General features: G+C 74.1%; 22 protein-coding genes. 10 read left to right on the top strand and 12 right to left on the bottom strand.

Annotated features, from left to right (window positions below):
- Positions 1-69 precede the first annotated feature (69 nt).
- The gene (locus ACJOT3_RS14445) at positions 70-654 is read right to left on the bottom strand and encodes a TetR/AcrR family transcriptional regulator (protein WP_406972888.1); all 585 of its coding nucleotides are present in this window, start codon (positions 652-654) and stop codon (positions 70-72) included.
- Positions 655-734: 80 nt separating this feature from the next.
- Here ACJOT3_RS14445 and ACJOT3_RS14440 point away from each other — a divergent pair, with 80 nt between their 5' ends.
- Positions 735-1,619 carry an oxidoreductase gene (locus ACJOT3_RS14440; RefSeq protein ID WP_406972886.1) on the top strand — a complete coding sequence of 295 codons (885 nt, stop codon included), beginning with the start codon at positions 735-737 and terminating at the stop codon, positions 1,617-1,619.
- A 64-nt stretch (positions 1,620-1,683) separates the two neighbouring features.
- Here ACJOT3_RS14440 and ACJOT3_RS14435 read toward each other — a convergent pair whose 3' ends face one another.
- The 4 genes from ACJOT3_RS14435 to fepB form a co-directional block, all read right to left on the bottom strand.
- The gene (locus ACJOT3_RS14435; RefSeq protein WP_406972884.1) at positions 1,684-4,221 is read right to left on the bottom strand and encodes a penicillin acylase family protein; all 2,538 of its coding nucleotides are present in this window, start codon (positions 4,219-4,221) and stop codon (positions 1,684-1,686) included.
- Between the two features lie 84 nt (positions 4,222-4,305).
- Positions 4,306-5,469: an MFS transporter gene (locus ACJOT3_RS14430; RefSeq protein WP_406972882.1), complete on the bottom strand. Its 1,164-nt coding sequence runs from the start codon at positions 5,467-5,469 to the stop codon at positions 4,306-4,308.
- 52 nt (positions 5,470-5,521) lie between these two features.
- Positions 5,522-5,701, bottom strand: coding sequence for a hypothetical protein (locus tag ACJOT3_RS14425; RefSeq protein ID WP_406972880.1), 180 nt, complete (start codon positions 5,699-5,701; stop codon positions 5,522-5,524).
- An 85-nt stretch (positions 5,702-5,786) separates the two neighbouring features.
- On the bottom strand, positions 5,787-6,779 hold the full coding sequence (fepB, locus tag ACJOT3_RS14420) for a Fe2+-enterobactin ABC transporter substrate-binding protein (RefSeq protein ID WP_406972878.1): 993 nt from the start codon (positions 6,777-6,779) through the stop codon (positions 5,787-5,789).
- Between the two features lie 58 nt (positions 6,780-6,837).
- On the opposite strand from fepB, the gene ACJOT3_RS14415 reads away from it, so the two are divergent.
- Together ACJOT3_RS14415 and fes are read left to right on the top strand one after the other, a co-directional pair.
- Positions 6,838-7,320: a MarR family winged helix-turn-helix transcriptional regulator gene (locus tag ACJOT3_RS14415; RefSeq protein WP_406972876.1), complete on the top strand. Its 483-nt coding sequence runs from the start codon at positions 6,838-6,840 to the stop codon at positions 7,318-7,320.
- Between the two features lie 32 nt (positions 7,321-7,352).
- A complete protein-coding gene (gene fes, locus ACJOT3_RS14410; protein ID WP_406972874.1) occupies positions 7,353-8,666 on the top strand; it encodes an enterochelin esterase in 1,314 nt (437 codons plus the stop codon).
- A 12-nt stretch (positions 8,667-8,678) separates the two neighbouring features.
- Here the strand turns inward: fes and ACJOT3_RS14405 are convergent, their stop codons facing one another.
- From ACJOT3_RS14405 to ACJOT3_RS14385, 5 genes are all read right to left on the bottom strand, one after another.
- A complete protein-coding gene (locus tag ACJOT3_RS14405) occupies positions 8,679-9,716 on the bottom strand; it encodes a nitronate monooxygenase (RefSeq protein ID WP_406972872.1) in 1,038 nt (345 codons plus the stop codon).
- 70 nt (positions 9,717-9,786) lie between these two features.
- Positions 9,787-11,031, bottom strand: a complete 1,245-nt coding sequence (locus ACJOT3_RS14400) for an MFS transporter (protein ID WP_406972870.1) — start codon at positions 11,029-11,031, stop codon at positions 9,787-9,789.
- 139 nt (positions 11,032-11,170) lie between these two features.
- Positions 11,171-11,788: a TetR/AcrR family transcriptional regulator gene (locus ACJOT3_RS14395; protein ID WP_406972868.1), complete on the bottom strand. Its 618-nt coding sequence runs from the start codon at positions 11,786-11,788 to the stop codon at positions 11,171-11,173.
- A gap of 10 nt (positions 11,789-11,798) precedes the next feature.
- Positions 11,799-14,288 (bottom strand): PEP/pyruvate-binding domain-containing protein, encoded by a 2,490-nt coding sequence (locus ACJOT3_RS14390; protein WP_406972866.1) that lies wholly within the window; start codon positions 14,286-14,288, stop codon positions 11,799-11,801.
- Positions 14,285-15,766: an MFS transporter gene (locus ACJOT3_RS14385; RefSeq protein WP_406972864.1), complete on the bottom strand. Its 1,482-nt coding sequence runs from the start codon at positions 15,764-15,766 to the stop codon at positions 14,285-14,287. Before ACJOT3_RS14385 ends, ACJOT3_RS14390 begins: the two co-directional genes overlap by 4 nt.
- 173 nt (positions 15,767-15,939) lie before the next feature.
- On the opposite strand from ACJOT3_RS14385, the gene ACJOT3_RS14380 reads away from it, so the two are divergent.
- Positions 15,940-16,701 carry an SDR family NAD(P)-dependent oxidoreductase gene (locus ACJOT3_RS14380; protein ID WP_406972862.1) on the top strand — a complete coding sequence of 254 codons (762 nt, stop codon included), beginning with the start codon at positions 15,940-15,942 and terminating at the stop codon, positions 16,699-16,701.
- Positions 16,702-16,794: 93 nt separating this feature from the next.
- Here ACJOT3_RS14380 and ACJOT3_RS14375 read toward each other — a convergent pair whose 3' ends face one another.
- On the bottom strand, positions 16,795-17,058 hold the full coding sequence (locus tag ACJOT3_RS14375; protein ID WP_406972860.1) for an HPr family phosphocarrier protein: 264 nt from the start codon (positions 17,056-17,058) through the stop codon (positions 16,795-16,797).
- A gap of 32 nt (positions 17,059-17,090) precedes the next feature.
- Positions 17,091-18,044 (bottom strand): 1-phosphofructokinase, encoded by a 954-nt coding sequence (gene pfkB / locus ACJOT3_RS14370; RefSeq protein WP_406972858.1) that lies wholly within the window; start codon positions 18,042-18,044, stop codon positions 17,091-17,093.
- A 320-nt stretch (positions 18,045-18,364) separates the two neighbouring features.
- Here pfkB and ACJOT3_RS14365 point away from each other — a divergent pair, with 320 nt between their 5' ends.
- The 6 genes from ACJOT3_RS14365 to ptsP all read left to right on the top strand — a co-directional run bounded on the left by ACJOT3_RS14365 (position 18,365) and on the right by ptsP (position 24,089).
- Positions 18,365-19,126, top strand: a complete 762-nt coding sequence (locus ACJOT3_RS14365; protein WP_406972856.1) for a DeoR/GlpR family DNA-binding transcription regulator — start codon at positions 18,365-18,367, stop codon at positions 19,124-19,126.
- 136 nt (positions 19,127-19,262) lie between these two features.
- Positions 19,263-20,378 carry a mannitol-specific PTS transporter subunit IIC gene (mtlA, locus tag ACJOT3_RS14360; protein ID WP_406972854.1) on the top strand — a complete coding sequence of 372 codons (1,116 nt, stop codon included), beginning with the start codon at positions 19,263-19,265 and terminating at the stop codon, positions 20,376-20,378.
- Positions 20,375-20,683 carry a PTS lactose transporter subunit IIB gene (locus ACJOT3_RS14355; RefSeq protein WP_355264002.1) on the top strand — a complete coding sequence of 103 codons (309 nt, stop codon included), beginning with the start codon at positions 20,375-20,377 and terminating at the stop codon, positions 20,681-20,683. Before mtlA ends, ACJOT3_RS14355 begins: the two co-directional genes overlap by 4 nt.
- On the top strand, positions 20,673-21,128 hold the full coding sequence (locus ACJOT3_RS14350) for a PTS mannitol transporter subunit IIA (protein WP_406972852.1): 456 nt from the start codon (positions 20,673-20,675) through the stop codon (positions 21,126-21,128). Before ACJOT3_RS14355 ends, ACJOT3_RS14350 begins: the two co-directional genes overlap by 11 nt.
- A gap of 124 nt (positions 21,129-21,252) precedes the next feature.
- Positions 21,253-22,293, top strand: coding sequence for a zinc-dependent dehydrogenase (locus ACJOT3_RS14345; RefSeq protein WP_406972850.1), 1,041 nt, complete (start codon positions 21,253-21,255; stop codon positions 22,291-22,293).
- Positions 22,294-22,409: 116 nt separating this feature from the next.
- Entirely contained in the window at positions 22,410-24,089 is a 1,680-nt protein-coding gene (gene ptsP, locus ACJOT3_RS14340; RefSeq protein WP_406972848.1) for a phosphoenolpyruvate--protein phosphotransferase, read from the top strand.
- Positions 24,090-24,153: the final 64 nt, after the last annotated feature.

The following is a 24,153-nucleotide window of genomic DNA, read 5'->3' as shown; positions in this document are numbered from 1 at the left end:
CCTCCCGGCGGGCGGCCCCCCGGCGCGCCAGGGGGCGCGCATGCGTTCTCTCGTCCTCGGGGGAGGGGGTCAGCGGGGGAGGAGGCCGGTGGCCAGGACTTCGATGATCCCGGGCAGCAGGGCGTCGACGTCCTCGGGCGCGGCGTTGGAGTTGAGGACCGCGAACCCGTGCAGGGCCGCCGACACCGTGAACGCGATGACCCCGGGGTCGCCCGCCGCGATCTCCCCGGTCCGCTGCCCCTCGGTGATGGTGTCCATCACGGTGTCCAGCAGGCGGCCGACCGCCGCGGTCAGCTCCTCGGGCGAGTCGGGGTCGTGCTTGCGCGCGTACATGAGGTCGAGCAGGGCGGCGTTGTCCAGGGCGAACGCCACGTACACGCGCGCCATGGCGAGCAGGCCGCCGCGGGTGTCGCCCGGTTCGGCGGCGGCCGCGGTCAGCTGGTCGGTGAGGCGCTCGAACCCGTTGAGGGCGAGCGCGTCGAGCAGGGCCGTCTTGTCCCGGAAGTGGCGGCTGGGCGCGGCGTGGCTCACCCCGGCCTCGCGGGCCAGTTCGCGCAGGGACAGCGCGGCCGGGCCCCGGGCGGCCAGGGCGCGTTCGGCGCCGGCGAGCAGGACGGCCCGCAGGTCGCCGTGGTGGTAGGGGCGAACGCTCATGGGTCCAGCATAAACGGATGTTTACGGCGACATCATTGTTGTCATTGACAACTTCACCGATCGGCGCCTAGCGTGGAACCATGAACAGCACACCGGTCGCACTCCCCGACCTCACCGGCACCACGGCCGTCATCACCGGCGCCAACAGCGGGCTGGGTCTGGAGACCGCCCGCGTGCTGGCCCGTATCGGAGCCCGCGTCGTCCTGGCCGTCCGCGACGAGGAACGTGGGCGGGCCGCCGCCGCGAGCGTCCCCGGCGAGACCGAGGTGCGCCGCCTGGACCTGGCCGACCTGTCCTCCGTGCGCGCCTTCGCCGACGCCTGGAGCGGCGACATCCACCTCCTGGTCAACAACGCCGGGATCATGGCCGTCCCCAAGGCCCGCACCGCCGACGGGTTCGAGCTCCAGTTCGGCACCAACCACCTGGGCCACTTCGCCCTCACCAACCTGCTGCTGGAGCACGTCACCGGCCGGGTGGTCACACTCTCCTCCCGACTGCACGCCTCGGTCACCGGCATCCGCTTCGACGACGTCGACCTCGAACGCGGCTACACGCCCTACCGCGCCTACGGCCAGTCCAAGCTGGCCAACCTGCTGTTCACCCTGGAGCTCCAGCGCCGCCTCACCGCGGCCGGGTCGCCGGTGCTGTCGGTGGCCGCCCACCCCGGCTACGCCGCCACCAACCTCCAGAGCCACGGCGCCGGCGTGGTGTTCCGGACGCTCCTCACCTCCATCGGCAACCGGCTGTTCGCCCAGAGCGCCGAGGCCGGGGCGCTGCCCACGGTCTACGCGGCCACCCAGGACATGCCCCCGGCCGGGTTCGCCGGGCCGCAGGGGCTGGGCGGCATGCGCGGCGCCCCCGGCCCGTCCTGGCGCAGCCCGGCCGCCCAGGACGAGGACGCCGCCCGCCGCCTGTGGGAGCTGTCGGAGGAGCGCACCGGCGTCTCCTTCCCGCTCAAGGGCTGACCCCCGGACAAGGACGACACGAGGGGCCCGCGCCGGTCGGCGCGGGCCCCCTCGCACGTCCGGACTACGGCGCGAGCGTCAGCTCGTCCACCGCCGCCGCGCGCACCGCGTCCTCACCGAACACGAACGGCATCGTTTCCCCGCGACCCCACGGCTCCAGCTGGTCGTCGTAGTTCGGGTGGAACGCGTGCCCGGAGTTGCCCGTCAGGTGCACCCACGTGGAGGCGTCCCGGTCCGACAGGTCGATCACCATCCGCATCGACGGCACCGCCGTGATCGCGTACCCCTCCTTGTCGTCCCAGCCGGTGGCGTTGACGATCGCCGACCCGCCCGAGCTCTCCACCGGACCCCGGTTGAACAGCCACTCCACCACCCCGATACCCGAGGTGCCGAACGACTGGTGGGTCGCGGTCAGGGTGTGCAGGTCGCCCCAGCGCCAGTCGGCGGGGTCCTCGCCCAGCAGGTCCACCAGCTCCGCGGCGGCGGCCTCCATCGCGGCGGCCAGCACCGCGTCGCGGCCGTCCGCCTCCCCGCCCGCCCACCAGACGGCGTCGGGGTCCTCCAGCAGGGCGCCCACCACGTACATGCCGCGCGAGTTGCCGGTCATCGCGACCGGGTCCAGCTCGTCGAACAGCACCGGCAGCAGGTGCCGCCAGGTCGCCTGGTAGAACGCCGCCCCGGCGGAGTCGGGCTCGGTGTACAGGTCCCAGTCGCGCAGCAGCTCCTGGCCCTGCGCGGCGACGCCGGTCACCTCGACGTCCAGCAGGTGGGGGACGATCCCCTCGGCGCCCAGGTGGTAGGAGTCCATGTGGATCTCCGACATGTCCGCGCCGGTCACCGGGCCCGCGGCGATGGCCTCCTCCAGCAGGTCGTTGATGCGCTGGGAACGGTAGCCGTAGTCCCAGTCGTCGGTGAGCAGGTGCGGGTAGTCGGCGTCCACACCGGACTGGTTGGCGGTGACGATGAACCCGGACCCGGGGTTGTACACGCTGGGGAGCTCCTCGAAGGGGATGTACTCCTCCCAGTCGTAGGCGGAGTCCCAGCCGGGCGCCGGGTAGCGGCCGTCGCCCTCGCCGCGGACGGGGACCGTGCCGGGCGCCTGGTAGCCGATGTTGCCCTCGTTGTCGGCGTAGACGAGGTTCTGGGCGGGCACCGAGAACCCGCTCGCGGCCCGCCGGAAGTCCTCCCAGTCGCGGGCGCGGTTCATGACGAACAGGGCGTCGGCGGTGGTCCCGGGCGACAGCGCGGTCCACTGGAGGGACACCGCGTACTCGGCGCCCTCCTCGGCGCCCTCCACCGGCGGGGCCTCGGCGATCCGGGCCAGGTCCCCGCCCGCGACGGTGTCGGACATCAGCGGGCCGTGGTGGGTGGAGCGGACGGTGATCTCCACGTCCTCGCCGCCGGCGACCCTCACCGTCTCGGTGCGGGTCTCCAGGGGCCGCTCCTCGCCGTCGACGATGTAGGAGTCGCCCTCGATCCGCTCGACGAACAGGTCCATCACGTCGGGGTTGAGGTTGGTGAAGCCCCAGGCGATCGACTCGTTCTGCCCGATGACCACGCCGGGCAGCCCGGAGAACCCGAACCCGGCGACGTCGAACGGGCAGGCCTCGCTCAGCTCGGTGCAGTGCAGGCCGACCTGGTGCCAGGTCGAGGGCATGGCCGCGCCCAGGTGGGGGTCGTTGGCCAGCAGGGGCAGGCCCGACTCGGTGTGCTCGCCGCCCACGACCCACGAGTTGGAGCCCAGGTCGGGGCTGCTCCGGGGGCCGAGCATCTCGGGCAGGGCCAGCGCGCGGTCGTACACGGCGCCGACGGCGGCCATGGCCTCCCCGGGCAGCTCGGGGGTGCGCCGCGCGTCGGCGGGGTCGGCCTCGGGCCCGGTGGCCAGCAGCTCGTCGGTGTCGGTGATCGGCCGGTGCTCCTCGTAGGGGTACTCCGGGTACAGCTCGGCGATCTGCTCCTGCGTGAACCCCAGGCCGAGCAGCTGGGCGCGCTCGGTCTCCTCGCGCATGTTGCCGCCCAGGTCCCAGGCCATGGCCTTGAGCCAGGCGAGGCTGTCGACCGGGTCCCAGGCCTCGATGGTGTGGCCGCCGTTGAGCACGCCCAGCAGCGCGTACTCCAGGCTCGCCCCGGCCCCGTCGTTCTCGTCCAGCCAGGCGTTGACCCCGGCGGCGTAGGCGTCGAGGTAGCCCTTGGTGTCGGGGGCGAGCAGGGCGTACTCCTGCTCGGCGACGTGCCGCCAGCCCATGGTGCGCAGGTAGACGTCGGTGTCGACCTGGGCCTCGCCGAAGAGCTCGGCGGTGCGCCCGGCCGTCACGTGGCGGCGGAAGTCCATCTCCCAGAACCGGTCCTGGGCGTGCACGTAGCCCTGGGCCATGAAGAGGTCGTGCGCGTCGTCGGCGTACACGTGGGGGACGCCGTACTCGTCGCGCAGGACGGTGACCTCGGCGTTCAGCCCGGGGAGGGCGATCTCTCCGGAGGTCTGCGGGAACGACCTGCGCACGGTCCACACACCCAGGAGCGCGCCGACCAGCGCGAGCACCACAACGGTCGAGAGAACGCCCAAAAGAACACGAACAAGGACACGCTTCCGCAATACACCCATGGCGGAACCTTAGGGTGTGGCAGGTCACACGCTCTATAGCTGAATAGTGAGGAAACCTCATTGTTACCTGCGGGTAAACCGAGGTCAGGCGCGCCGCGCCCGCGCCAGCAGCACCACCGCGGGGAACACCGCCACCGCCATGACCCCGAAGTAGACCGGAACCGCCGCCTCCAGCAGCCACCCGCCCAGCGCCGGTCCGACGAAGAACCCCAGGTAGCGCAGCTCCGACAGGCCGAAGTAGGTGCCCTTGCGGTCGGCGGACGCCAGCGTGTGCACCGCGATGTCGGGCAGGGGCAGCAGGACCGCCTCGCCCAGGGTCCAGAACACCACCGCCGCGAACAGCAGCGACACGTGTACGGGCGAGATCCAGAAGAGGACGAACGCCACCGCGAAATTCGCGCAGCCCGCAACCGTCAGCACGCCCGGGCCGACCCGCTCCGACCACCGGATCACCAGCGGCTGCACCGCCAGCGCCAGCACCGCGTTGGTGACGAGCAGCGCCGCGAACAGGTACTCGGTCCGGTCACCGAGGAAGCCGCGCATGTACAGCGGGATCACGGTGTCCATCTGGGAGAACACCAGGAACACAGCCCCGCCCGCCCCGATCGCGGCCAGCAGCCGCCGGTCGCGCAGCGCCGTGCCCACCGGGACCCGGCCCGCGGCCGGGTCGGGCGCGTCCAGCCGGGCCAACCGCCCGCCCCGGACCGCCACCAGGAACAGGTACAGGGCGAAGAACCCGGCCGGGACCAGGAAGAACGCGGCCGGGCTCAGGGAGTACAGCACCCCGCCGATCGCCGGTCCCACGATCGCGCCCACGCACAGGGTGATGTACCGGACCCGGAAGATCCGCCCGTCGCCGCCGTCCACCAGCGACAGCAGCTTCTTCATGGACGGCTCGACCAGGGTGCGGGCCGCGCCCAGCAGCAGGAACAGGGCGACGATGCCGACCGGGGAGGAGGTCGCCGCCAGCGCGCAGTACACCGCCACGTTCAGGGCCAGGCCCAGGCGGATGAGCCGCACCGCCCCGAACCGGTCGGTGAGCGCCCCGCCGCCCAGCCCGCCCAGGGCGGCGATGAGCGGGATCGCGCCGACCACCGCGCCGATCGCGGCAGGGGACAGCGAGGTGCGGTCGTCCAGGTAGAGGGCCGCGAAGGGCAGCGCGGCGAAGAACGCCATCGCGTTGAGCAGGGCGCCCAGCACCAGGGTGCGTTCGTCGCGGCCCATCCGCCGCTGCGCCGTCGCGGTCATCGCCGCCCCTTCCGTCACCGGCGCAGGAGTATGGCGGGCGGCGCCGACATTCCTAGGCGGACGCCGCCGACGGTACGGCCGGCGGGGCGGGCAACAGGTCCGGGCCCAGGTCGCCGCGGCCGGTGAGGGTCCAGGCCGGGCGGGCCGCCACCGCGGCCAGGGCACGCCGGGTGATGTCGGCCCCGGGGGCGAGGGAGACGTCCAGGTGGGAGTCCAGGAAGGACAGACGCATGACCACATCCTTGCTCGGTTCCGTGACCGGATGTACACGGGGGCGGATCGCCCGCCCCCGTGCGGGTGCGGCGGCCTGGACCCGGTCAGGAGGCGGTGACCTCGACCAGTCGCTCGGCCAGCAGCGGAACGCTGTAGTAGTCCATCCGGAACGACGACGGGCCCAGGGTGAACACCCGCTCGTCCTTCCACGACTCCAGGCTCTCCAGGTTGGGGGCGGCCTCCAGGTAGTCCCCGGTCTCCTGGCCCTCGATGTTGACGAACAGCAGGGTGGCGCCGTCCAGGTCGGAGGCCCGCTCGGTGGACAGCTCCACGATGTCGTCGCGTTCGCCCCAGGCCTTGGGGGCGTCGGGGTCGATCTCGACCTCCTGGAGGGTCAGCCCGAGGTCGGCGGCGAGGCGCCCCTGGGCGGACTCGGGGGTGAACACGTTGAACCCGTTGGGGGTCGCGGTGAGGATCGCCACGGGGTGCTCGGTGGACAGCCGCTCGGAGGTGTCCTCAAGCAGGGTCTCGTACTCGGTGGCGATCTCCCCGCCGCGCTCGTCGAGGCCGAGTGCCTCGGCGTACTGCCGTGTCACGTCGAGCCAGGGGGTGTCGGACTCGCCGTAGACGATGGTGGGGGCGATCTGGGAGAGCTGCTCGTAGGTGGCCTCGTCGATGGCGTCGGCGCCGAACCCGTTGCCGACGATGAGGTCGGGTCCGGTGGCGGCGATCGCCTCCACGGGCACCTCGGGGCCGGGCAGCGCCTCGACGCCGCGCTCGTGGGCGAGTTCCGCCCAGTGGGCGAAGAAGCCCTGGTCGTCGGTGAGCGCGCTGGTGCCGGTGCCGACGGACGCGACCAGGGGGACGTCCAGGCTGAGCATCACGGGGGCGGTGGTGACGCTCGCCGAGACCATGTTCCGGGGATCGGCGGGGATCTCGGTCTCGCCGTAGAGGTGGGTGACGGTGCGGGTCTCCCCGGCGCCGGAGTCGGCGTCCTGCGATCCGGCGGAGTCGTCGCCCCCGGTCCCGCAGGCGGTGAGGGCCAGGACCAGGGCGGATCCGACGGCTAGGCTGTGGAGGAGAGTTGCTTGCTTCATGACAAGAATAGTTAGGTATGGCTATCCTTAATTTCAATTCGGTGGAAGTGAGGGATCGATGACCGTTCCGTCCTCCGCGCGCGTCGGCACGTCCGGCATGCCCGGCACGTCCGGCGCGCCCGAACCCGATCGGCCCACCGCGCGCGACGCGGGCGAGGCGCTGCTGCGCGTCGCCCACCGGGTGGAGGGCCTGCTGTCCGAGCTGGCCGCCGAGCACGGGCTCACCGCGTTCCAGGCCCGCACCCTGCGCGCCCTGCACGACGTCTCCTCGCAGGGGGGACTGGCCACCCAGCTGGGCTGCACCGCCTCGCGCGTGTCGATCGTCACCCGGGAGCTGGAGGAACGCGGACTGGTGCGCAAGGTCGCCTCCATCAGCGACCGGCGCATGCGGGTGGCCCGGCCGACCCCGGAGGGGACCCGGATCGTCGAGTCCATCGGCGCCGGGCTCGTCGAGCGCTCCCCGCTCAGCGCCCTGCCCGAGGACCGGATCGCCGCCCTGTTCCGGCTGCTGGCCCGACTGGAGGCCGTCCCCGAGGCCTGAGGCACCGCACGACCACGCACGGAAAGGCACCCATGCGGACCCACACGATCCCCCCGCGCCTCAAGCGCACCGTCCGCCCCGAACGCGTTCCCACGCCCGGCATCGAGCGGGCCGCCCGGGACACCGCGGGGTTCTGGGAGTCCGTCCGGCGCACCGGCACCCCGCTGGTGGGGGAGGCCGACGCCGAGGGCCGCCGCACCGTCACCTTCCTGTGGCGGGGCGGCGACGAGCTCGCCGACGTCCTGCTGGTGGCCAACAAGGTCGCCGACGCCGACTCCTACGACCACAACCGCATGGAGCGCCTCCCCGGCACCGACCTGTGGCACCTCACCTACCGCATGCGCGGCGACTGGCGGGCCTCCTACACCGTCGCGCCGGTCCCCGCCGGCGCCGGGTCGGACGACCCCGCCGCCCTGCCCGAGACGCTGCGCGTCCGCCGCGAACGCGCCCTCGCCGTCTCCGACCCCGCGGACCGCCCGGCCGTCGCCCGCTGGTTCGCCGCCCTGGCCCACGCCGTCGCCGACCCGCTGGCCCGCGAACGGCTGGACGGCGGCCACTCGGTGGTGTCCCTGCCCGAGGCACCCGCACCCCTGGCCGGGGCCCCCGACGCACCCGCGGGCCGGGTCGAAGAACACCGGTTCACCAGCGCGGTCCTGGGCGACAGCCGCCCCGTGTGGGTGCACGAACCCGCCCGCCGGCCTCCCGGGGACCGGCCCTGGCCCGTCGCCCTGCTGCTGGACGGCCGGGACTGGCACACCGACCTGCCCCGCACGCTGGACGGCCTCGTCCACGCCGGGACCCTGCCGCCCATGCTCACCGTCATGGTCGACTCCCTGGGCTTCGCCTCCCGCAGCGAGCAGCTGGCCTGCTCCGACGACTTCGTCCGCGCCCTGGGCGGCGAACTCCTGCCCTGGCTGGGCGGGCGGTACCCGATCAACGCCGACCCCCGCCGCACCCTTGTCGCCGGGCAGAGCCTGGGCGGGCTCACCGCGGTGCACGCCGCCCTCACCGACCCCGACCGGTTCGGCCGGGTGGTCTCCCAGTCGGGCTCGTTCTGGTGGCCCAACGTGGCGGTGACCGGCGGGGAGAGCGAACGCACCACCGGCCGGGCCACCGCCGCCGACCGCCTCCCCGACCGCGTCCACCTGTCCGCGGGCACCCACGAGTGGTCGCTGCTCGATCCCAACCGGCGGCTGCGCGACGCCCTGGCCGCCCGCACCGCCGAGCTGGGCGGTGACCCGGCCGGGGTGCGGCTGGAGGAGTACCACGGCGGCCACGACCGCGCCTGCTGGCGGGCCGGGCTGCCGGCCGCCCTGGCCTTCGCCACCGACGACTGGGAACGCTAGGGGACCCGGAGGTCAGAGGCGGGCGCCCGCCTCCGCGGCCTCGCGGCGCAGGCGCCCCACCACCTCGGCGGCCGGGTCGTCGGTGGCCCGCCCGAAGCCCGTCCCCGCCCACAGCGCCATGCCGCCGGCGTCGGCGGAGCTTGCCGCGGCCGCCCGCAGCGGCCGGGTCATGTGGTGCAGCTCCGGGTAGGCGTACGGGGCCTTGGGGTGCTCGGTGATGAACCGGTTGACCAGGCCGCGCGCCGGACGCCCGGTGAACGCCCAGGTCAGGGTGGTCTCGGTGAACGCGGGGTCGATCAGCGCCAGCTTGTGGGCGGGCTGGGCCCCGCTCTCGGGGCAGCGCAGGAACGCCGTGCCCAGCTGCACCGCCGCCGCGCCCGCGTCCAGCACCGCCGCTGCCCCGCCGCCCGTCATGATCCCGCCCGCGCCGATCACCGGGACCTCGACGGCCGCGGCCACGTCGGCCACCAGCTCCACCGTCGGCAGCTCCCCGCCCCGCGTCGGGTCGAACGCGGCCCGGTGCCCGCCCGCCTCCACACCCTGCGCGCACAGGCCGTCGGCGCCGCGGGCCACCGCCAGCAGCGCCTCGTCCACCGAGGTGACGGAGACGACCACCGCGGACCCGGCCTCCTGGAGGCGGCGCAGCACGTTGCCGTTGGGGCAGCCGAACGTGAAGCCCACGACCGGGACTTCGAGCCGCTCCAGCAGGTCGATCTTGGCGTCCCAGGCGTCGTCGTCGTGGACCGGCTCGCCCGCCGCGGTGCCGTACCGCGCGGCGTCGGGCTCCAGCTCCTCGCGGTAGTCGCGCACCGCGGAGGGGTCCCCGGCCGGGCCGGGCACGAACACGTTCACCCCGAACGCCGTCACCCCGAGCCCGCGCACCCGCGCGACCTGCTCCTCCACCCGCTCCGGCGCCAGGTACCCGGCGGCCAGGAACCCCAGGGCCCCGGCCCGTGTCACCGCGTCCACCAGCTCGGGGGTGGAGGCCCCGCCCGCCATGGGCGCCTGGACGAGCGGCCGTTCCCGCAGCAGATCCGACAGATGACTCATGATCTCCCCCGCTCTCCCCGGTCACGTGCAGGGTAGCCGACCCGGTTCCGGCCGCCGGGGCCGACCCGGTTCAGTCCACCGATTCTTCGGATATGTCCGCCCGTGCCTTTTCCCGGGGGTCGAAGAAACGGCGCGATTCGGGAAAAGCGAACGCCAGCGGGACCACCGCGAGGGACCCGGCCGCCGAGAACGCCAGAACGGCCACCATCGCCGATTCCAGGCCCCACGCGTCCCACGCCCATCCGAAAACGGCGTACGTCGCGCCGATCACGGCCAATCCGAGGAACGACATCACCGAGAAAAGCGTATTGCGCGCCTCGTCGCTGTACATGAGGTGCTCCCACGCCACGAACAGCGCCTGGGCCAGACCGAGCAGGAATTCGGCCACCACCAGCCCGACCAGCAGCGGCAGCACGTCCCAGGCCACCAGGAACAGCGGCACCGTGGTGGCCAACGCCGTCAGCGGCGCCCACAGGTGCGGGTTCCGCGGGTCGACGAACCGGGAGCAGGCCGCCCCCACCGCCAGCGCCAGGGTCATGCCGAGCAGCACCAGGCCGTTGAACCGGACGTCGCCCCCGTACTCCCGCGCCACCAGCGGCTGCCAGCAGATGACCAGCACCACCTTGCCCGGGGTCGAGAAGAGGACCAGGGCGACCAGCGGCACGTACCGCCGCCCCGCCAGCGCCGTCACCGACTCCTTGAGCAACCCGGCGACCGAGACGTCCGGCCGGCCGGGGGAGCGCGGGAAGACCAGCGGGGCCGCCAGCCCCAGGCCCACCAGCAGCACGCCCGCGGCCAGGATGAGCAGGTCGGCGGAGAGCCAGGTCCCGGCGACCAGCACCGAGGCGGCGCCCGCCACCCCGCCCAGCCGCGAGGCGACCTGCCCCCAGCGGGTCACCCGGGCCACCCGCGCGGTCCGGTCGTGGACGCCGACCCGGTTGACCACCAGCGCGGTCAGGGCGCCCGAGTACAGGTGGTAGCCCACCGCCCACAGCGTCGCGCCGACCATGGTCACGGCCAGGGCGTCGGCCCAGCCGAACAGGGCGAAGCCCGCGCCCCACACCACCAGGCCCACGGAGAGCAGCCGCCGGTGCCCGTAGCGGTCGCCCAGCGCCCCGCTGGGCGCCTCCGCGGCCAGCCCGAACAGGGTGGACACGGCGACCATGGTGCCCAGCACCGCGGGTTCGAGCCCGCGGCCGAGCAGAACGGTGATGAAAACCGCGCCGAAAGCGAAATCCGCGCCGGTCGAGGCCAGCGAGAAAAGGGCGTACCTGCGGAGCAGGGGTGGTCGTGAGGGCGGTTCTCCTGCGTCCACGGCGGGCCTCCCGTAAAGGGCGGGATCCGGAAAAGGGTACGCGTAATACACGTCGGTTCCGGAAGGGGGTCCAACGTTAGCACCGGCGCCTTTTCCGGGGCCATCGGATTTCCCGGAGGCCCCGGTCGGACCGACGCCCTCAGCCGATCTTCGCGGGCGCGTGGAACAGCGGCAGCAGGACCGTGTCCACGATCTCCTCGATCGCGCCGTCCCCGACCCGGCCCTGGTGGAACAGGAAGTGGTTGCGCAGCAGCGCCTGCCCCGTGTCCAGGCGCCACGGCGAGACCGGGCCGGGGTCGATCTCCCCGCGCCGCGCCGCGCGCTCGACCACCTCGGCCATCATCGTGCGCCCGCGCCCCTGGGAGCGTTCGCGCAGCGCCGTGATGCGCTCCGGCTCGGGCAGCGCCTCCGCCATCAGCCCGCGCAGGGCCTCGCCCGCCGGACCGGCCAGGTGGTCGGCCATCAGCCGCAGCAGCCCGAGGAGGTCCCCGCGCAGCGACCCGTGGTCGGGCAGGGACCCGTGGTCGGGCAGCAGCGCGTACACGGCGTCCATGACCAGCTCGCCCCGTGTGTTCCAGCGGCGGTACAGCGACGCCTTGCCCGCCCCGGCGCGCTCGGCGACGCCCTCCATGGTCAGGGCGGCGTAGCCGTGTTCCTCCAGTTCGGCGACGGTCGCCTCCAGGATCGCCGTGACCAGGGAGTCGCCCCGGCGCCGGGAGCGCTTGCGGTGGTCGTCGGCGTCGGTGTCGGCGGTCATGCCGGGCATTCTAGGACGCCTCCGTGACCAGGCCGGTGTCCCCGTCCACGGTGACCCGGGCGCCGTCGGCCAGGACCGAGGTCCCGTTCCCGGTGCCCATCACCGCCGGGATGCCGTACTCGCGGGCGACGATCGCGGCGTGCGAGCCCATCGACCCGGTGTCGGCGACCACCGCGGCGGCGCGCCGGAACAGCGGCGTCCACGACGGGTTGGTGGTGGGGCAGACCAGGATCTCGCCCGCGCCCAGCCGGTGGAAGTCGTCCGGGCCGCGGACCACGCGCACGGTCCCGGTGGCCCGCCCCGACCCCGCCGGGGACCCGGTGGCCAGCGCGTCCCCGCCGGAGCGGCGCGGGTACACCCGGGCCAGGTCCAGCAGGCGCACCCCGGTCAGCTCCTCGCGACGGGCGGCGCGGGCGCGCACCAGCGACCGGAGCCGGTCGGCGGTCTCCGCGGGGACCGCACCGGGGTCCGCCACCTGTGCCACCTCGGCCATGCGCAGGTGGAACACCTCGGCCTCCGCCCTCAGGACCCCGGCGCGGGTGAGCCTGCGGCCCATCTCCAGCAGGGCGCGGCGCAGCGCGGGCAGCGGGGCGGTGAAGAAGAAGTGCGTGTCCTCGCGGAACGCCACCCCGTACTGGGCGGCCCGCACCCACCGGGTCATCCGCGCCCGGGCCCGGCGCCCGCGCAGCAGCGGGTGCTCCAGCAGCGCCGCCAGCGCTCGCTCCGAACGCGATCCGGGGTCCTCCGCCCGGGGTTCGTCGACCATGACCCGGACCAGGCCGATCACGCTCTCGGGCACCTCGCCCAGGGTGGGCGGGCTGACCAGCAGCGGGCTCGCGGTCTCGCGGCGGCCGAACTCGCGCAGGAACACCTCCAGGGCCTCGGCGAACCCGGTGCCCGCGCCGACCCGCCCGGCGCGCACCCGCGCCAGGACCTCCTCGGGGGAGGCCTCGGCGAACAGCCCCCGCAGCCCCGCGTCGCCGCGCACCAGGCCGGCCAGGTCCTGGAGCGCGCGGTTGGCGTCCTCGGTGCGGGTGTGCGCCCCGCCGGTGAGGTCGCCCAGCAGTGCGCGGCGGCCCAGCAGGGCGAGGGTCGCGGTGAGCCGGGCCAGCGAGACGGCCGCGCCCGGCAGGTAGTCCAGCCGCAGTTCACGGCAGGGGTCCAGCAGGCCGATCGCCTCCTCGGGCACCGCCAGCAGCTCCGGCCAGGCCAGCGCGGCCGGGTCGCGGGCGTCCAGCTCCTCCACCCGGCGCAGGAAGTCGAGGAACCGCGGGTCCTCGCGCCAGGCGGTGATCCTCCGGGTGCGGGCCTTGCGCACGAGCCGGAACGGGGTGAGCAGGGCCCGCGGCACCGGGTGCGGCGCGGGCGGGACGAGCTCGACGACCACCCCGTCCTCCTCGCGCAGGAAGCCGTCGAACGCGCCCACGATCCCGTACTCGTGCGCGATGTCGCGCATCATCGCCGACGGGCCCCGGCCCAGCCAGGTGTCGACGTCCATGGGGTAGGGCCGGACGGGCACGTACTCGCTGAGGACGGTCGCCATCAGCCGCTGCCGCCTGTTCAGCGGCACCGACTCCGGGGGCAGGGCGGTCATCGGGCGCGACTGCACGATGTGGACCCGGCCCGCGGCCAGCGCCCACTCCATGTCCTGGGGGCGCCCGAAGTGCTCGGCCGCCGCCCGCCCGTACCCGGCCAGTTCGCGCAGGACCCCGTCCGGCAGCGGGCTCCGGCCCCCGCCCTCGCCGGGGCGCTCGTGCACGATCCCGCCGCCGGGGACCGGCCGCACGACCACCTCGGAGCGGCCGGGCCGGTGCTCCAGCACCCGCCCCTGCCGGTCCAGGGCGTAGTGGTCGGGGGTGACCAGGCCCGACACCACGGCCTCCCCGAGCCCCCGCCCGGACTCCACGACGATCCGCCCCCGCTCGCCCGAGACCGGGTCGGCGGTGAACATGACCCCGGCGGCCTCGGACTCCACCATGGCCTGGACGACCACCGCGATACGCACCCCGGCCGGGTCGACCGAGCGGGCGCGGCGGTAGGCCGCCGCCCGGTCGGTCCACAGCGACGCCCAGCAGCGGCGGACCGCGTCGACGACCCCGTCCGCGCCGACCACGTTGAGGTAGGTGTCCTGCTGCCCCGCGAACGCCGCCCCGGGCAGGTCCTCGGCGGTGGCGCTGGAGCGCACCGCCACCGGGACGCCGCCCATCCGGGCGTGCGCGTCGGCGATCGCGGCGCGGACCGCCTCGGGAACGGGGGCGGACTCCACCGCGGCGCGCAGCGCGGCCGGGTCGGGGTCCGGGCCAGCGAGCAGGCCGGCGAGCCCGGCCCCGTCCACGGCGGCCGCGTAGGCGTCGGTGGTCACCACGAACCCCGGCGGCACCGGCAGCCCGGCGCGCAGCAGCTCGCCCAGGTTGGCGGCCTTGCCGCCGACGGCGGGCAGGTCGTCGGCCCCGAAGGTGTCCAGCGGGGCGACCATCGGGGTCGCGGCGGTCGGGATCATCGCTCCTCCAGGAGGGTGTCGGTGTCGGTGCGCAGCGGGGTGCGGGGCAGGGCCAGCGCGAGCAGGGAGGCGGCGCCCAGCAGCGGCGCCATGACGAGCAGGGAGTCGGCGACGGCCCCGCCGAAGGCGGCCGCCACCTGGTCGCGGGCCGCCGGGGGCAGCGCGGCCAGCGCCTGGGGGGTCGGGGTGTCCACGGCCAGGCCCGCCGGGAGCCGGGCGGCGAAGGAGCCGGTGACCAGGGCGCCGGTCACCGCCACCCCGGCGCTCGCGCCGATCTGGCGCAGGAACAGCACGGTGGAGGTGGCCGCGCCCAGGTCGGCGCGGTCCACCGAGTTCTGGGCGGCCAGCAGCACCACCTGCATGACCGCGCCAACACCGACGCCGATCACGAGCAGGACGCCCACCAGGGCGACCGGACCCAGGCCTGCGCCGAACAGCCCGAACAGGGCCAGCCCCAGCCCGGCCAGGGCCGTGCCCAGCACCGGGTGGCGGCGGTAGCGGCCGGTCCGGGTGATCAGCCGCCCGGACACGACCATCGAGGTCAGGGCGCCCGCCATCAGCGCGGTCACCGACAGCCCGGCCGCGGTCGCGCTCAGACCCAGACTGATCTGCGCGAACGCGGGCAGGTAGGTGAGGGTCCCGAACAGCCCGAACCCGACCACCAGGCTCAGCGCGGCGGGCACGGCGAACCCGCGCGGGCGCAGCAGCCGCGGCGGCAGCACCGGGTCGCGGGCCAGCCGTGCCGACACCGCCCACCCGGCCAGCCCGGCCGCCGCGACCCCGGCCCACACCGGCACCGCCCAGCCGGGCCGGGTGACGGGGGACAGCAGGGCGTCGCAGAGCAGGACCGTCCCGACCACGGTCGCGGCCAGGGCGCCCGCCCCGGCCAGGTCGAGCGGCGGCCGGTCGGCGGCGGGCCGGGTGCGCAGGCCCAGGGCGATCGCGACGAACGCCGCCGTCGCCGCGGGCGGGTGGACCAGGAAGATCCACCGCCAGGACAGCAGGTCGACCACGATCCCGCCGAACAGCGGGCCGCCCACCGCCGCCAGGACGTAGACCGCCCCGAACAGCCCCAGGTAGCGGCCGCGTTCGCGCGGCGGGACGAGCTCGCCCAGGGCCGCCTGGGCGCCGACCACCAGGCCGCCGCCGCCCACCCCCTGGAGGACCCGGGAGGCCAGGAACGCGGCGGGGGACCCGGCGAGGGCGCAGCCCAGCGCGCCGGCGCCGAACAGCACGACGGAGGCGAGCAGCAGCGGGCCGCGCCCGTAGCGGTCGCCGAGGCGGCCGTGCAGGGGCATCGCCGCCGTCGCCGCGGCCACGTAGGCGGTGACGATCGCGGGCATCCACGCGAGTCCGCCGAGGTCGGCGGCGATGGCCGGGAGCGCGGGGGTCAGGGCGGTCTGGTCCAGGGCGCCGAGCAGCATCGCCGCGAGCAGCCCGGGCAGGGCGCGCGCCACGGGTGTCGGTCGCCCGGCCATGCCCTCACCTCCGTTAGAGAACGGTGCGTTCCCTCAAGGCTAGGCTTCACCATTAAGAAACGCAACGTTTCTTAACGGGGAAATGTGCCGGAGGACACCGGGGGTGAACGGCACCCCGCCCGAGCGGCCCGGATACGCTCGGCGCGACAGCGACCTTGCAGGAGGATGACCACATGACAGCGACCGCCGTCGTCACCGGCGCCAGCAGCGGAATCGGCGCCGCCACCGCCCGGGGCCTGGCCGCCCAGGGCTACGACGTGGTCCTCGTGGCCCGCCGCGCCGACCGCGTCGAGGAGCTCGCCGCCGAACTCGTCAAGGACGGGCACAGCGCCGGCGCCTACGTCCTCGACGTCACCGACCGCGAGGCCGTCGACGCCTTCGCCGCGCAGCTCCCCTCCTGCGACGTGCTGGTCAACAACGCCGGCGGCGCCATCGGCACCGAGACCGTCGCGGCCGGCGACCCCGCCGACTGGCGGGCCATGTACGAGGTCAACGTGCTGGGCGTGCTCAACGTGACCCAGGCCCTGCTGCCCAAGCTCATCGACAGCGGCGCGGGCACCGTCCTGGTGGTCAGCTCCGTCGCCGGGCACGTCGTCTACGAGGGCGGCGGCGGGTACGTGGCCGCCAAGCACGGCGCCCACACCCTGGCCGCGACCCTGCGCCTGGAGCTGTGCGGACAGCCCGTCCGGGTCCTGGAGGTCGCCCCCGGCATGGTCAAGACCGAGGAGTTCTCCCTCAACCGGCTGCGCGGCGACGCCGAGGCCGCCGAGAACGTCTACGCGGGCGTGCCCGACCCGCTCAGCGCCGAGGACGTCGCCGACACCATCGTGTGGGCGATCACCCGGCCGCCGCACGTCAACATCGACCTGATGGTGGTGCGCCCCCGCGCCCAGGCCGCCCAGCACAAGATCCACCGGGTGAAGCAGGACGACTGATCCGGCTCCGGCTCCGGCTCCGGCCCCGGACACACGAGAACGCCCGCCCCGCACGGCTCTGCGGGGCGGGCGTTCTCGTGTGCGCGGCGCGGCTCAGTCCAGCTCGGAGGCCAGCAGCTCGGCCAGGGACTCCAGGGCGGCGTCGGCGCCCTCGCCCTCGGCGGCGATGGTCACCTCCTCGCCGTGCTTGACCCCCAGGGTCATCACGGCGAGCAGGCTGCCCGCGTTCACCGGGTCCTTGCCCACCGCGGCGACGGTCACGGGAAGACCGGTGGCGGTGGCGGCCTGGACGAAGAGGGTGGCGGGACGCGCGTGCAGTCCTTGGGCGGAACCGACGGCTACGGTGCGCTGGGGCATCTGCTGCTCCTTGTGAGGGGCCGGTGGGCCGGTCAGGGTCGCTCGACCAGGGAGTCGAGGGTCCAGGAGGGGTCGGGCTCGGTCACCACCCCGACGGCGTCCGGCTCGACGTCGTCGGGTGCGGGGATGGTCGTTCCGGGCAGGGACACCGCCGCGGTCCCCCAGGCCACCGCGTTGCGCAGGCGGTCCACGGGGGAGTCGGCGGGGGTGAGGAACCCGGCGAGGGCGCAGTCGCCCGCGCCCACGGTGCTGCGGGTGCGGACCCGGGGGCCGCGCGCCCACCAGGAGTGCTCGGGCCCCACGAGTATGGCACCGTGCCCGCCCAGCGTCACGAGCGCGGAGCCGTTGCCCGAGGAGAGGAGCTCGCGGGCGGCCGCCACGACCTCTCCGACGGTGGCGGGGGTGCGCCCGGTCAGCTCCGACAGCTCTTCCAGGTTGGGCTTGGCCAGGCTGATCGACCCGGCGCGCACCGCCGCCTCCAGGGGTTTGCCGGAGGTGTCCAGGGCCAGGGACACCCCGTACTCGGCGGCCAGCCCGGCCACCCGCACGTAGAAGTCCTCGCCGGCCCCCGCGGGCAGGCTGCCGCTGGCCACGATCCACTCCGGGCGCCGGGACAGCTCGTCCTCCAGAGCGGCCAGCAGGGAGTCGGTCTCGGCGGGGGAGAGGGTGGGGCCCGGGGCGTTGATCTTGGTGGTGGTGCCGTCGGCCTCGGTGATGGCGACGTTGGCGCGGGTCTCGCCCGTGATGGGGACGGCGACCCGGGGCAGGTCTCCGAGCAGGGCGGTGAGCTCGGCGCCGCCGCCCCCGCCGACGGGCAGGATCGCGCGCGTGTCCACTCCGGCCAGATGCAGGGCCCGGGCGACGTTGACGCCCTTGCCGCCCGCCTGGGCGCGCGTGGCGTCGACCCGCAGGACCTCGCCTCGGGTGAGGCGATCCACCTCCAGGGTGTGGTCCACGCTCGGGTTGGGGGTGAGGGTCAGGATCATGGGAGCTCTTTTCGCGGTCGCTGCGCCCGGCCCGGTCCGGATGTTGGACTGTCTTTGATTATGTGTGTTCATCTGCGCGTGTCAACACTGTTGTCCTGTGGTTTCCGATTCGGTGGGCCGCCGTTGGGGTACGGGTGAGGGGTCCCGGGGAGGCTTCCGAGGGCGTGCGGCCAGTGGGGGCGGTGGATGTTCGCCCCGTTGACGGCGGTCGTGGGTGCTCCTGGGGCCTTACTGGGATATTGGAGGAAGGTACCCCTTGTGTGTCCCAGGCAACACGATTAAACTCACCGAAAACCACACCGAAACACAGGTGATCCAACATGTACGCGGAAGAACGCCAGCAGGCGATCCTCGAACGCGCCCGCCGGGACGGCCGGGTCGACGTGACGGGGCTCGCCGCGGAGTTCGACGTCACCTACGAGACCATCCGGCGGGACCTCACGGCGCTGGAGCGCCACGGAGTCCTGCGGCGGGTCCACGGCGGCGCGATCCCCGTCGAGCGTCTGGGCTTCGAGCCCGCGCTCAATGTGCGCGACTCCGTCATGACCCAGGAGAAGGAGCGGATCGCCAAGGCCGCGATCGAAGAACTCCCGGAAGAAGGCGCCATCCTCCTCGACGCGGGGTCCACCACAGGACGCCTCGCCGAGCAGCTGCCCGCCGACCGGGAGCTCACCGTCGTCACCAACTCCCTCTCCATCGCACTCACACTCACCACGCGCACCAACATCAACCTGATGTTCCTCGGCGGCCGCCTGCGCACCCGGACCCAGGCCACCGTCGACGCGTGGGCCCTGAGGTCCCTGGCCGAATCCTTCGTGGACGTCGCCTTCATGGCGACCAACGGAATCTCCGTCGAACGCGGGCTCACCACGCCCGACCCGGCGGAGGCCGAGGTCAAACGCTCCATGATCGCCTCGGCCAGGCGAGCCGTCCTCCTCGCCGACCACACCAAGGTCGGCAACGACCACTTCGCCCGATTCGCCTCCGTCGAGGACCTGGACCTGGTCATCACCGACCAGGGACTCGCCGGCGGCCTGGCCGACGAACTGGAGACCGCCGGACCCAGCGTCCGGGTGGTCTGACCAGGCCCGGCGTCCGTTCGACCGAGGTGCGTGAACCGTCCGATCGCACCTCCCCGTCCAGCCGGACGGGCGCCCCACCCAACACACCATCGCCGGCGCGGTCCTCACCCGCCGCACCTCCCAGGAGGTCCCCCACATGTCCACCGAACAGCGGCAGAGCAACGCGCTCGCCTCGGCCCGGTCCGGAGTCCAGCGCTTCGGCGGGTTCCTCTCGGGCATGGTCATGCCCAACATCGGCGCGTTCATCGCCTGGGGCCTGATCACCGCCCTGTTCATCCCCACCGGATGGTGGCCCAACGAGTACCTCGCGGAACTCGTCGGACCGATGATCACCTACCTGCTGCCCCTGCTCATCGCCTACACCGGCGGCACCATGGTGCACGGTGCCCGCGGCGGTGTGGTCGGCGCGGCGGCCACCATGGGTGTGATCGCCTCCGTGGACATCCCCATGTTCCTGGGCGCGATGATCATGGGTCCGCTCGCCGCGTACCTCATGAAGCACGTCGACAACGTGCTCCAGCCGCGCATCAAGGCCGGCTTCGAGATGCTCGTCAACAACTTCAGCGCCGGCATCCTCGCCGGTCTGCTGGCCGTGGTGGGCGCCTACGCCGTCGGCCCCGTCGTGGGCCGCATCGCCGACGCGCTCGGCGCCGGGGTGCAGTTCCTCATCGACCACAGCCTGCTGCCGCTCGTCTCCCTGATCGTCGAGCCCGCCAAGGTGCTGTTCCTCAACAACGCCATCAACCACGGCGTGTTCACCCCGCTGGGCACCGCCCGCTCCGCCGCCGACGGCAGCGCGATCGAGTTCCTCATCGAGACCAACCCCGGCCCCGGCCTGGGCATCCTGCTCGCCTGCATGTTCTTCGGCCCGCGGATCAGCCGCGCGACCGCGCCCGGCGCGATCATCATCCACTTCTTCGGCGGCATTCACGAGATCTACTTCCCGTACATCCTCGCGCAGCCGAAGCTGATCCTGGCCGCCATCGCCGGTGGCATGTCGGGTGTGGCCACCTTCATGGTGCTGGACGCGGGCCTGATCTCCGCGGCCTCGCCGGGCAGCATCATCGCCCTGATGGCCGTCACCCCGCCCGGTGGGCACCTGTCCGTCCTGGCCGGCGTCACGGCGGCCACGGTGGTGTCCTTCGTGGTCGCCTCGCTCCTGCTCGGCTTCGGCCGGTCCGAGCGCAAGGCCGCCCGCGAGGAGGCCGCCGCCAAGCAGAACTCCGCAAGCAGCGAGGAGAGCGTCGCATGAGCAGCATCCAAGGTTCCGACGTCAAGAAGGTCGTGGTGGCCTGTGACGCCGGGATGGGCAGCAGCGTCCTGCTGACCACCCAGCTCAAGGGCAGCCTGGGCAAGTACGGGGTGACCGTCGAACACGCCCCCGTGGACCGCATTCCCGAGGACGCCGACCTGGTCCTGACCCAGGAGGGGCTGGCCGCCCGCGCCCGCACCCGGGTTCCGGGCACCGTCGTCAAGGGGTTCCGGATGTTCCTGGGCGACCCGGTCTTCACCGAGGTCGAGAGCGCCATCAGGGACGGTGGCACCCTTGCCGACTGAACCCGCCCGGCTGGTCCTGACCGAGGACGCCGTCCGCCTGGGCCGCACGGCCCGGGACCGGGCCGACGTCATCGACCAGTGCGGGGAACTGCTCCTGGAACTCGGGGCGGTCGACCCCGGCTACCTGCCCGCCATGCACGAGCGGGAGGCGTCGGTGTCCACCTTCCTGGGGGAGGGGGTGGCCATCCCGCACGGGACCGACCCGTCCCGGGTGCACGTCAGGAAGACCGGGCTGGCCGTGATCCAGTTCCCCGAAGGGGTCGACTGGGGCGGGCCCACCGTCCACATCGCCATCGGCATCGCGGCCACCGGTGAGGAGCACCTGGGCATCCTCACCGCCCTGGCCGGGGTCCTCACCGACCCCGACAAGGCCGCGCGGCTGCGCGGGGCCGCCGACGTCGCCGACGTGGTCGAACTCCTCAGTCCCTCCGCCGCGGACGGCTGAATCCCGGTAGCCCGTCCACTCCGATCCCCGCCCGCCCCTCCGCCCACTCCCTGGAGCGGCGGGCGGGGCCCATCGCCCACCCGCCCAGAAGACCCTGCGCGGGCCGCATCCTGAAAGGCCGAACATGCTCGTCGCCCGCTTCTACGCACCCGGTGACCTCCGTCTGGAGCAGGCACCCGAGCCCACCGCCGGGCCCGGGCAGCTCAAGATCGCCGTCGTCAACTGCTCCACCTGCGGAACCGACGTCAAGATCTTCCGCCACGGACACCACCACATCGACCCGCCCCGGGTCATCGGCCACGAGATCGCCGGCCGCGTCGTCGAGGTCGGCGAGGGGGTGGAGGGCTGGGCCGAGGGCGACCGGGTCCAGATCATCGCCGCGATCCCCTGCGGCACCTGCCCCGAATGCCGCGACGGCCGGTTCACCGTCTGCTCGCGCCAGCAGTCCATGGGCTACCACTACGACGGCGGCTTCGCCGAGTACATGGTCGTCCCCGAGGCCGTGCTGGCCGTCGACGGCGTCAACCGCATCCCCGAGGGCCTGGACTACGCCGAGGCCTCCGTCGCCGAACCGCTCGCCTGCGTCCTCAACGGCCAGGAGATCGCCGGGGTCGGCGAGGGCGACACCGTCGTGGTCATGGGCGCCGGGCCCATCGGCTGCCTGCACGTCCGCCTGGCCCGCGCCAAGGGCGCGAAGAAGGTCTACCTGGTGGACGTCAACCGCGGCCGCCTGGACATGTCCGCCCGGATCGTCGACCCCGACGCCGCCATCTGCGGCGAGGAGGTCGACGCCGTGGAAGAGGTGCTGCGCCTGACCGACGGCCGCGGGGCCGACGTGGTCATCACCGCCGCCGCCTCCGGCCGCGCCCAGGAGGACGCGCTCAAGATGGTCGCCCGCAGCGGCCGGATCAGCTTCTTCGGCGGACTGCCCAAGGACAACCCGATCATCTCCCTGGACTCCAACCTCGTCCACTACCGGGAGATCTCCATCTTCGGCGCCAACGGCTCCAGCCCCGAGCACAACAAGCGCGCCCTGGAGCTCATCGCCTCCGGCGCCGTGCCCGTCGCCGACCTGATCACCGAGCGGATGGCGCTGTCCGACGTGCACAAGGCCATCGAGACCGTGGCCGCCGGTACCGCCATCAAGGTGACCATCCAGCCCTGAGTTGTCCACAGGCCGGAGACCGGGGCTTTCGAGATCGGCCCCGCTGGGGTTCCCTGATAACGGGAACCCCTCCCGGCTCTCACCGGTCCACCCACTCACCGATCCACGGAGTGACCATGGCGCACACCCGATCCCTCACCTCCCTCGGCGGCATCCCGGCGGCGCCGGGCGCGGCGGTCGGCCCGGTGGCGCGTATGGCGCCGCCGCCGCGCCTGCCCGACCACCGCCCCGCGGCGGGGGACCCCGGAGCCGAGGCGGAGGCCGCCCGCGCGTCCCTGGAGGAGGTGGCCGCCGGGCTCGACGCCCAGGCCGCCGAGCTCGACGGGGAGGCCGCCGCGGTCCTCGGCGCGCAGGCCCTCATGGCCCGCGACCCCGAGCTGGCCCGCCGGATCGGCGAGCGGGCCGACGCCGGCGACCCGGCCGCCTGGGCGGTGCACTCCGCCTGCGAGACCTACCGCGACCTGCTCAAGGCCGCCGGGGGCTACCTCGCCGAACGCGCCGCCGACCTCGCCGACATCCGCGACCGGGCGGTGGCCCTGCTGCTGGGCCTGCCCATGCCGGGCCTGCCCGACCCGGGCGTCCCGCACGTGCTGGTCGCCGACGACCTCGCCCCGGCCGACACTGTCCACCTGGACCCGGCCAAGGTCCTGGGCATCGTCACCCGGTACGGCGGACCCACCAGCCACACCGTCATCCTGTCCCGCTCGCTGGGCATCCCGGCGGTGGTCGGCTGCGGGGGCGCCGACACCCTCGCCGACGGGACGGTGGTGGCGATCGACGGCGACGACGGCTCCGTGGTCGCGGACCCGGACGAGGCCACCGTGCGGCGGGTGCGCGGGCGCGCCGAGCGCAGACGCGCCCTGGCGGCGTCGGCCACCGGGCCGGGCACCACCGCCGACGGGGAGTCCGTGCCGCTGCTGCTCAACATCGGGGAGGGGGACCCGGAGGCGGCCGCCGCCCACGACAGCGAGGGCGTGGGGCTGCTGCGCACCGAGTTCCTGTTCCTGGACCGCACCGAGCCGCCCACCCGCGAGGAGCAGACCGCCGCCTACGCCCGGCTGTTCTCGGCCTTCGCCGGGCGCCCGCTCACCGTGCGCACCCTGGACGCGGGCTCGGACAAGCCGCTGGCCTTCGTCCCCGTGGGCGCGGAGGACAACCCCGCCCTGGGCGTGCGCGGCTACCGCACCGCCCGGCTGCACCGGGAGCTGCTGGTGGACCAGCTCGCCGCCATCGCGGCGGCGACCAAGGAAACCGGCGCCGACGTGCGGGTGATGGCGCCGATGGTGTCCACGCCCACCGAGGCCGGGGAGTTCGCCGACCTCGCCCGCTCCCAGGGGGTGACCCGGGTGGGGGTGATGATCGAGGTCCCCGCCGCGGCGCTGCTCGCCGACCGGCTGCTGTACGAGGTGGACTTCGTGTCCATCGGCACCAACGACCTCGCCCAGTACACGATGGCCGTCGACCGCACCCTGGGCGCGCTGCCGGACCTGCTGGACCCGTGGCAGCCCGCGCTGCTGTCGCTGATCGGCACCGTGGGCAAGGCGGGCGACCACCTGGGAGTCCCGGTCGGTGTGTGCGGGGAGGCCGCCGCCGATCCGCTGCTGGCCCTGGTCCTGGTGGGCCTGGGGGCGACGAGCCTGTCGATGTCCGCCCCGGCGCTGCCGGGGGTGCGCCACGCCCTGTCCCGCCACAGCCTGGACGAGTGCCGCCGCCTGGCCCACCTCGCCCTGGCCGCCGCGGGCGCCGACCAGGCCCGCGAGGCGGTCCGCTCGGCCGCCCGCACCGACACCCCATGACCCCGCGGTCGGAGTCCTCGTCCCCGTCCCGACCGCGGTCCTGACCCCCGGCCCGCGGCTCCCC

Source organism: Nocardiopsis protaetiae (assembly GCF_045446735.1).
Taxonomy (GTDB): domain Bacteria; phylum Actinomycetota; class Actinomycetes; order Streptosporangiales; family Streptosporangiaceae; genus Nocardiopsis; species Nocardiopsis protaetiae.
This window is presented reverse-complemented; position numbering and strand designations above follow the sequence as displayed.

Coding starts and splice junctions, on each gene's coding strand:
- ACJOT3_RS14390 (WP_406972866.1), bottom strand. CDS start 14,288: ATGATCCCGACCGCCGCGACCCCGATGGTCGCCCCGCTGGACACCTTC.
- ACJOT3_RS14375 (WP_406972860.1), bottom strand. CDS start 17,058: ATGCCCCAGCGCACCGTAGCCGTCGGTTCCGCCCAAGGACTGCACGCG.
- ACJOT3_RS14415 (WP_406972876.1), top strand. CDS start 6,838: ATGACCGTTCCGTCCTCCGCGCGCGTCGGCACGTCCGGCATGCCCGGC.
- ptsP (WP_406972848.1), top strand. CDS start 22,410: ATGGCGCACACCCGATCCCTCACCTCCCTCGGCGGCATCCCGGCGGCG.
- ACJOT3_RS14365 (WP_406972856.1), top strand. CDS start 18,365: ATGTACGCGGAAGAACGCCAGCAGGCGATCCTCGAACGCGCCCGCCGG.
- ACJOT3_RS14430 (WP_406972882.1), bottom strand. CDS start 5,469: ATGACCGCGACGGCGCAGCGGCGGATGGGCCGCGACGAACGCACCCTG.
- ACJOT3_RS14440 (WP_406972886.1), top strand. CDS start 735: ATGAACAGCACACCGGTCGCACTCCCCGACCTCACCGGCACCACGGCC.
- ACJOT3_RS14355 (WP_355264002.1), top strand. CDS start 20,375: ATGAGCAGCATCCAAGGTTCCGACGTCAAGAAGGTCGTGGTGGCCTGT.
- ACJOT3_RS14435 (WP_406972884.1), bottom strand. CDS start 4,221: ATGGGTGTATTGCGGAAGCGTGTCCTTGTTCGTGTTCTTTTGGGCGTT.
- ACJOT3_RS14445 (WP_406972888.1), bottom strand. CDS start 654: ATGAGCGTTCGCCCCTACCACCACGGCGACCTGCGGGCCGTCCTGCTC.
- fes (WP_406972874.1), top strand. CDS start 7,353: ATGCGGACCCACACGATCCCCCCGCGCCTCAAGCGCACCGTCCGCCCC.
- ACJOT3_RS14380 (WP_406972862.1), top strand. CDS start 15,940: ATGACAGCGACCGCCGTCGTCACCGGCGCCAGCAGCGGAATCGGCGCC.
- fepB (WP_406972878.1), bottom strand. CDS start 6,779: ATGAAGCAAGCAACTCTCCTCCACAGCCTAGCCGTCGGATCCGCCCTG.
- ACJOT3_RS14405 (WP_406972872.1), bottom strand. CDS start 9,716: ATGAGTCATCTGTCGGATCTGCTGCGGGAACGGCCGCTCGTCCAGGCG.
- ACJOT3_RS14395 (WP_406972868.1), bottom strand. CDS start 11,788: ATGACCGCCGACACCGACGCCGACGACCACCGCAAGCGCTCCCGGCGC.
- ACJOT3_RS14345 (WP_406972850.1), top strand. CDS start 21,253: ATGCTCGTCGCCCGCTTCTACGCACCCGGTGACCTCCGTCTGGAGCAG.
- pfkB (WP_406972858.1), bottom strand. CDS start 18,044: ATGATCCTGACCCTCACCCCCAACCCGAGCGTGGACCACACCCTGGAG.
- ACJOT3_RS14425 (WP_406972880.1), bottom strand. CDS start 5,701: ATGCGTCTGTCCTTCCTGGACTCCCACCTGGACGTCTCCCTCGCCCCC.
- mtlA (WP_406972854.1), top strand. CDS start 19,263: ATGTCCACCGAACAGCGGCAGAGCAACGCGCTCGCCTCGGCCCGGTCC.
- ACJOT3_RS14385 (WP_406972864.1), bottom strand. CDS start 15,766: ATGGCCGGGCGACCGACACCCGTGGCGCGCGCCCTGCCCGGGCTGCTC.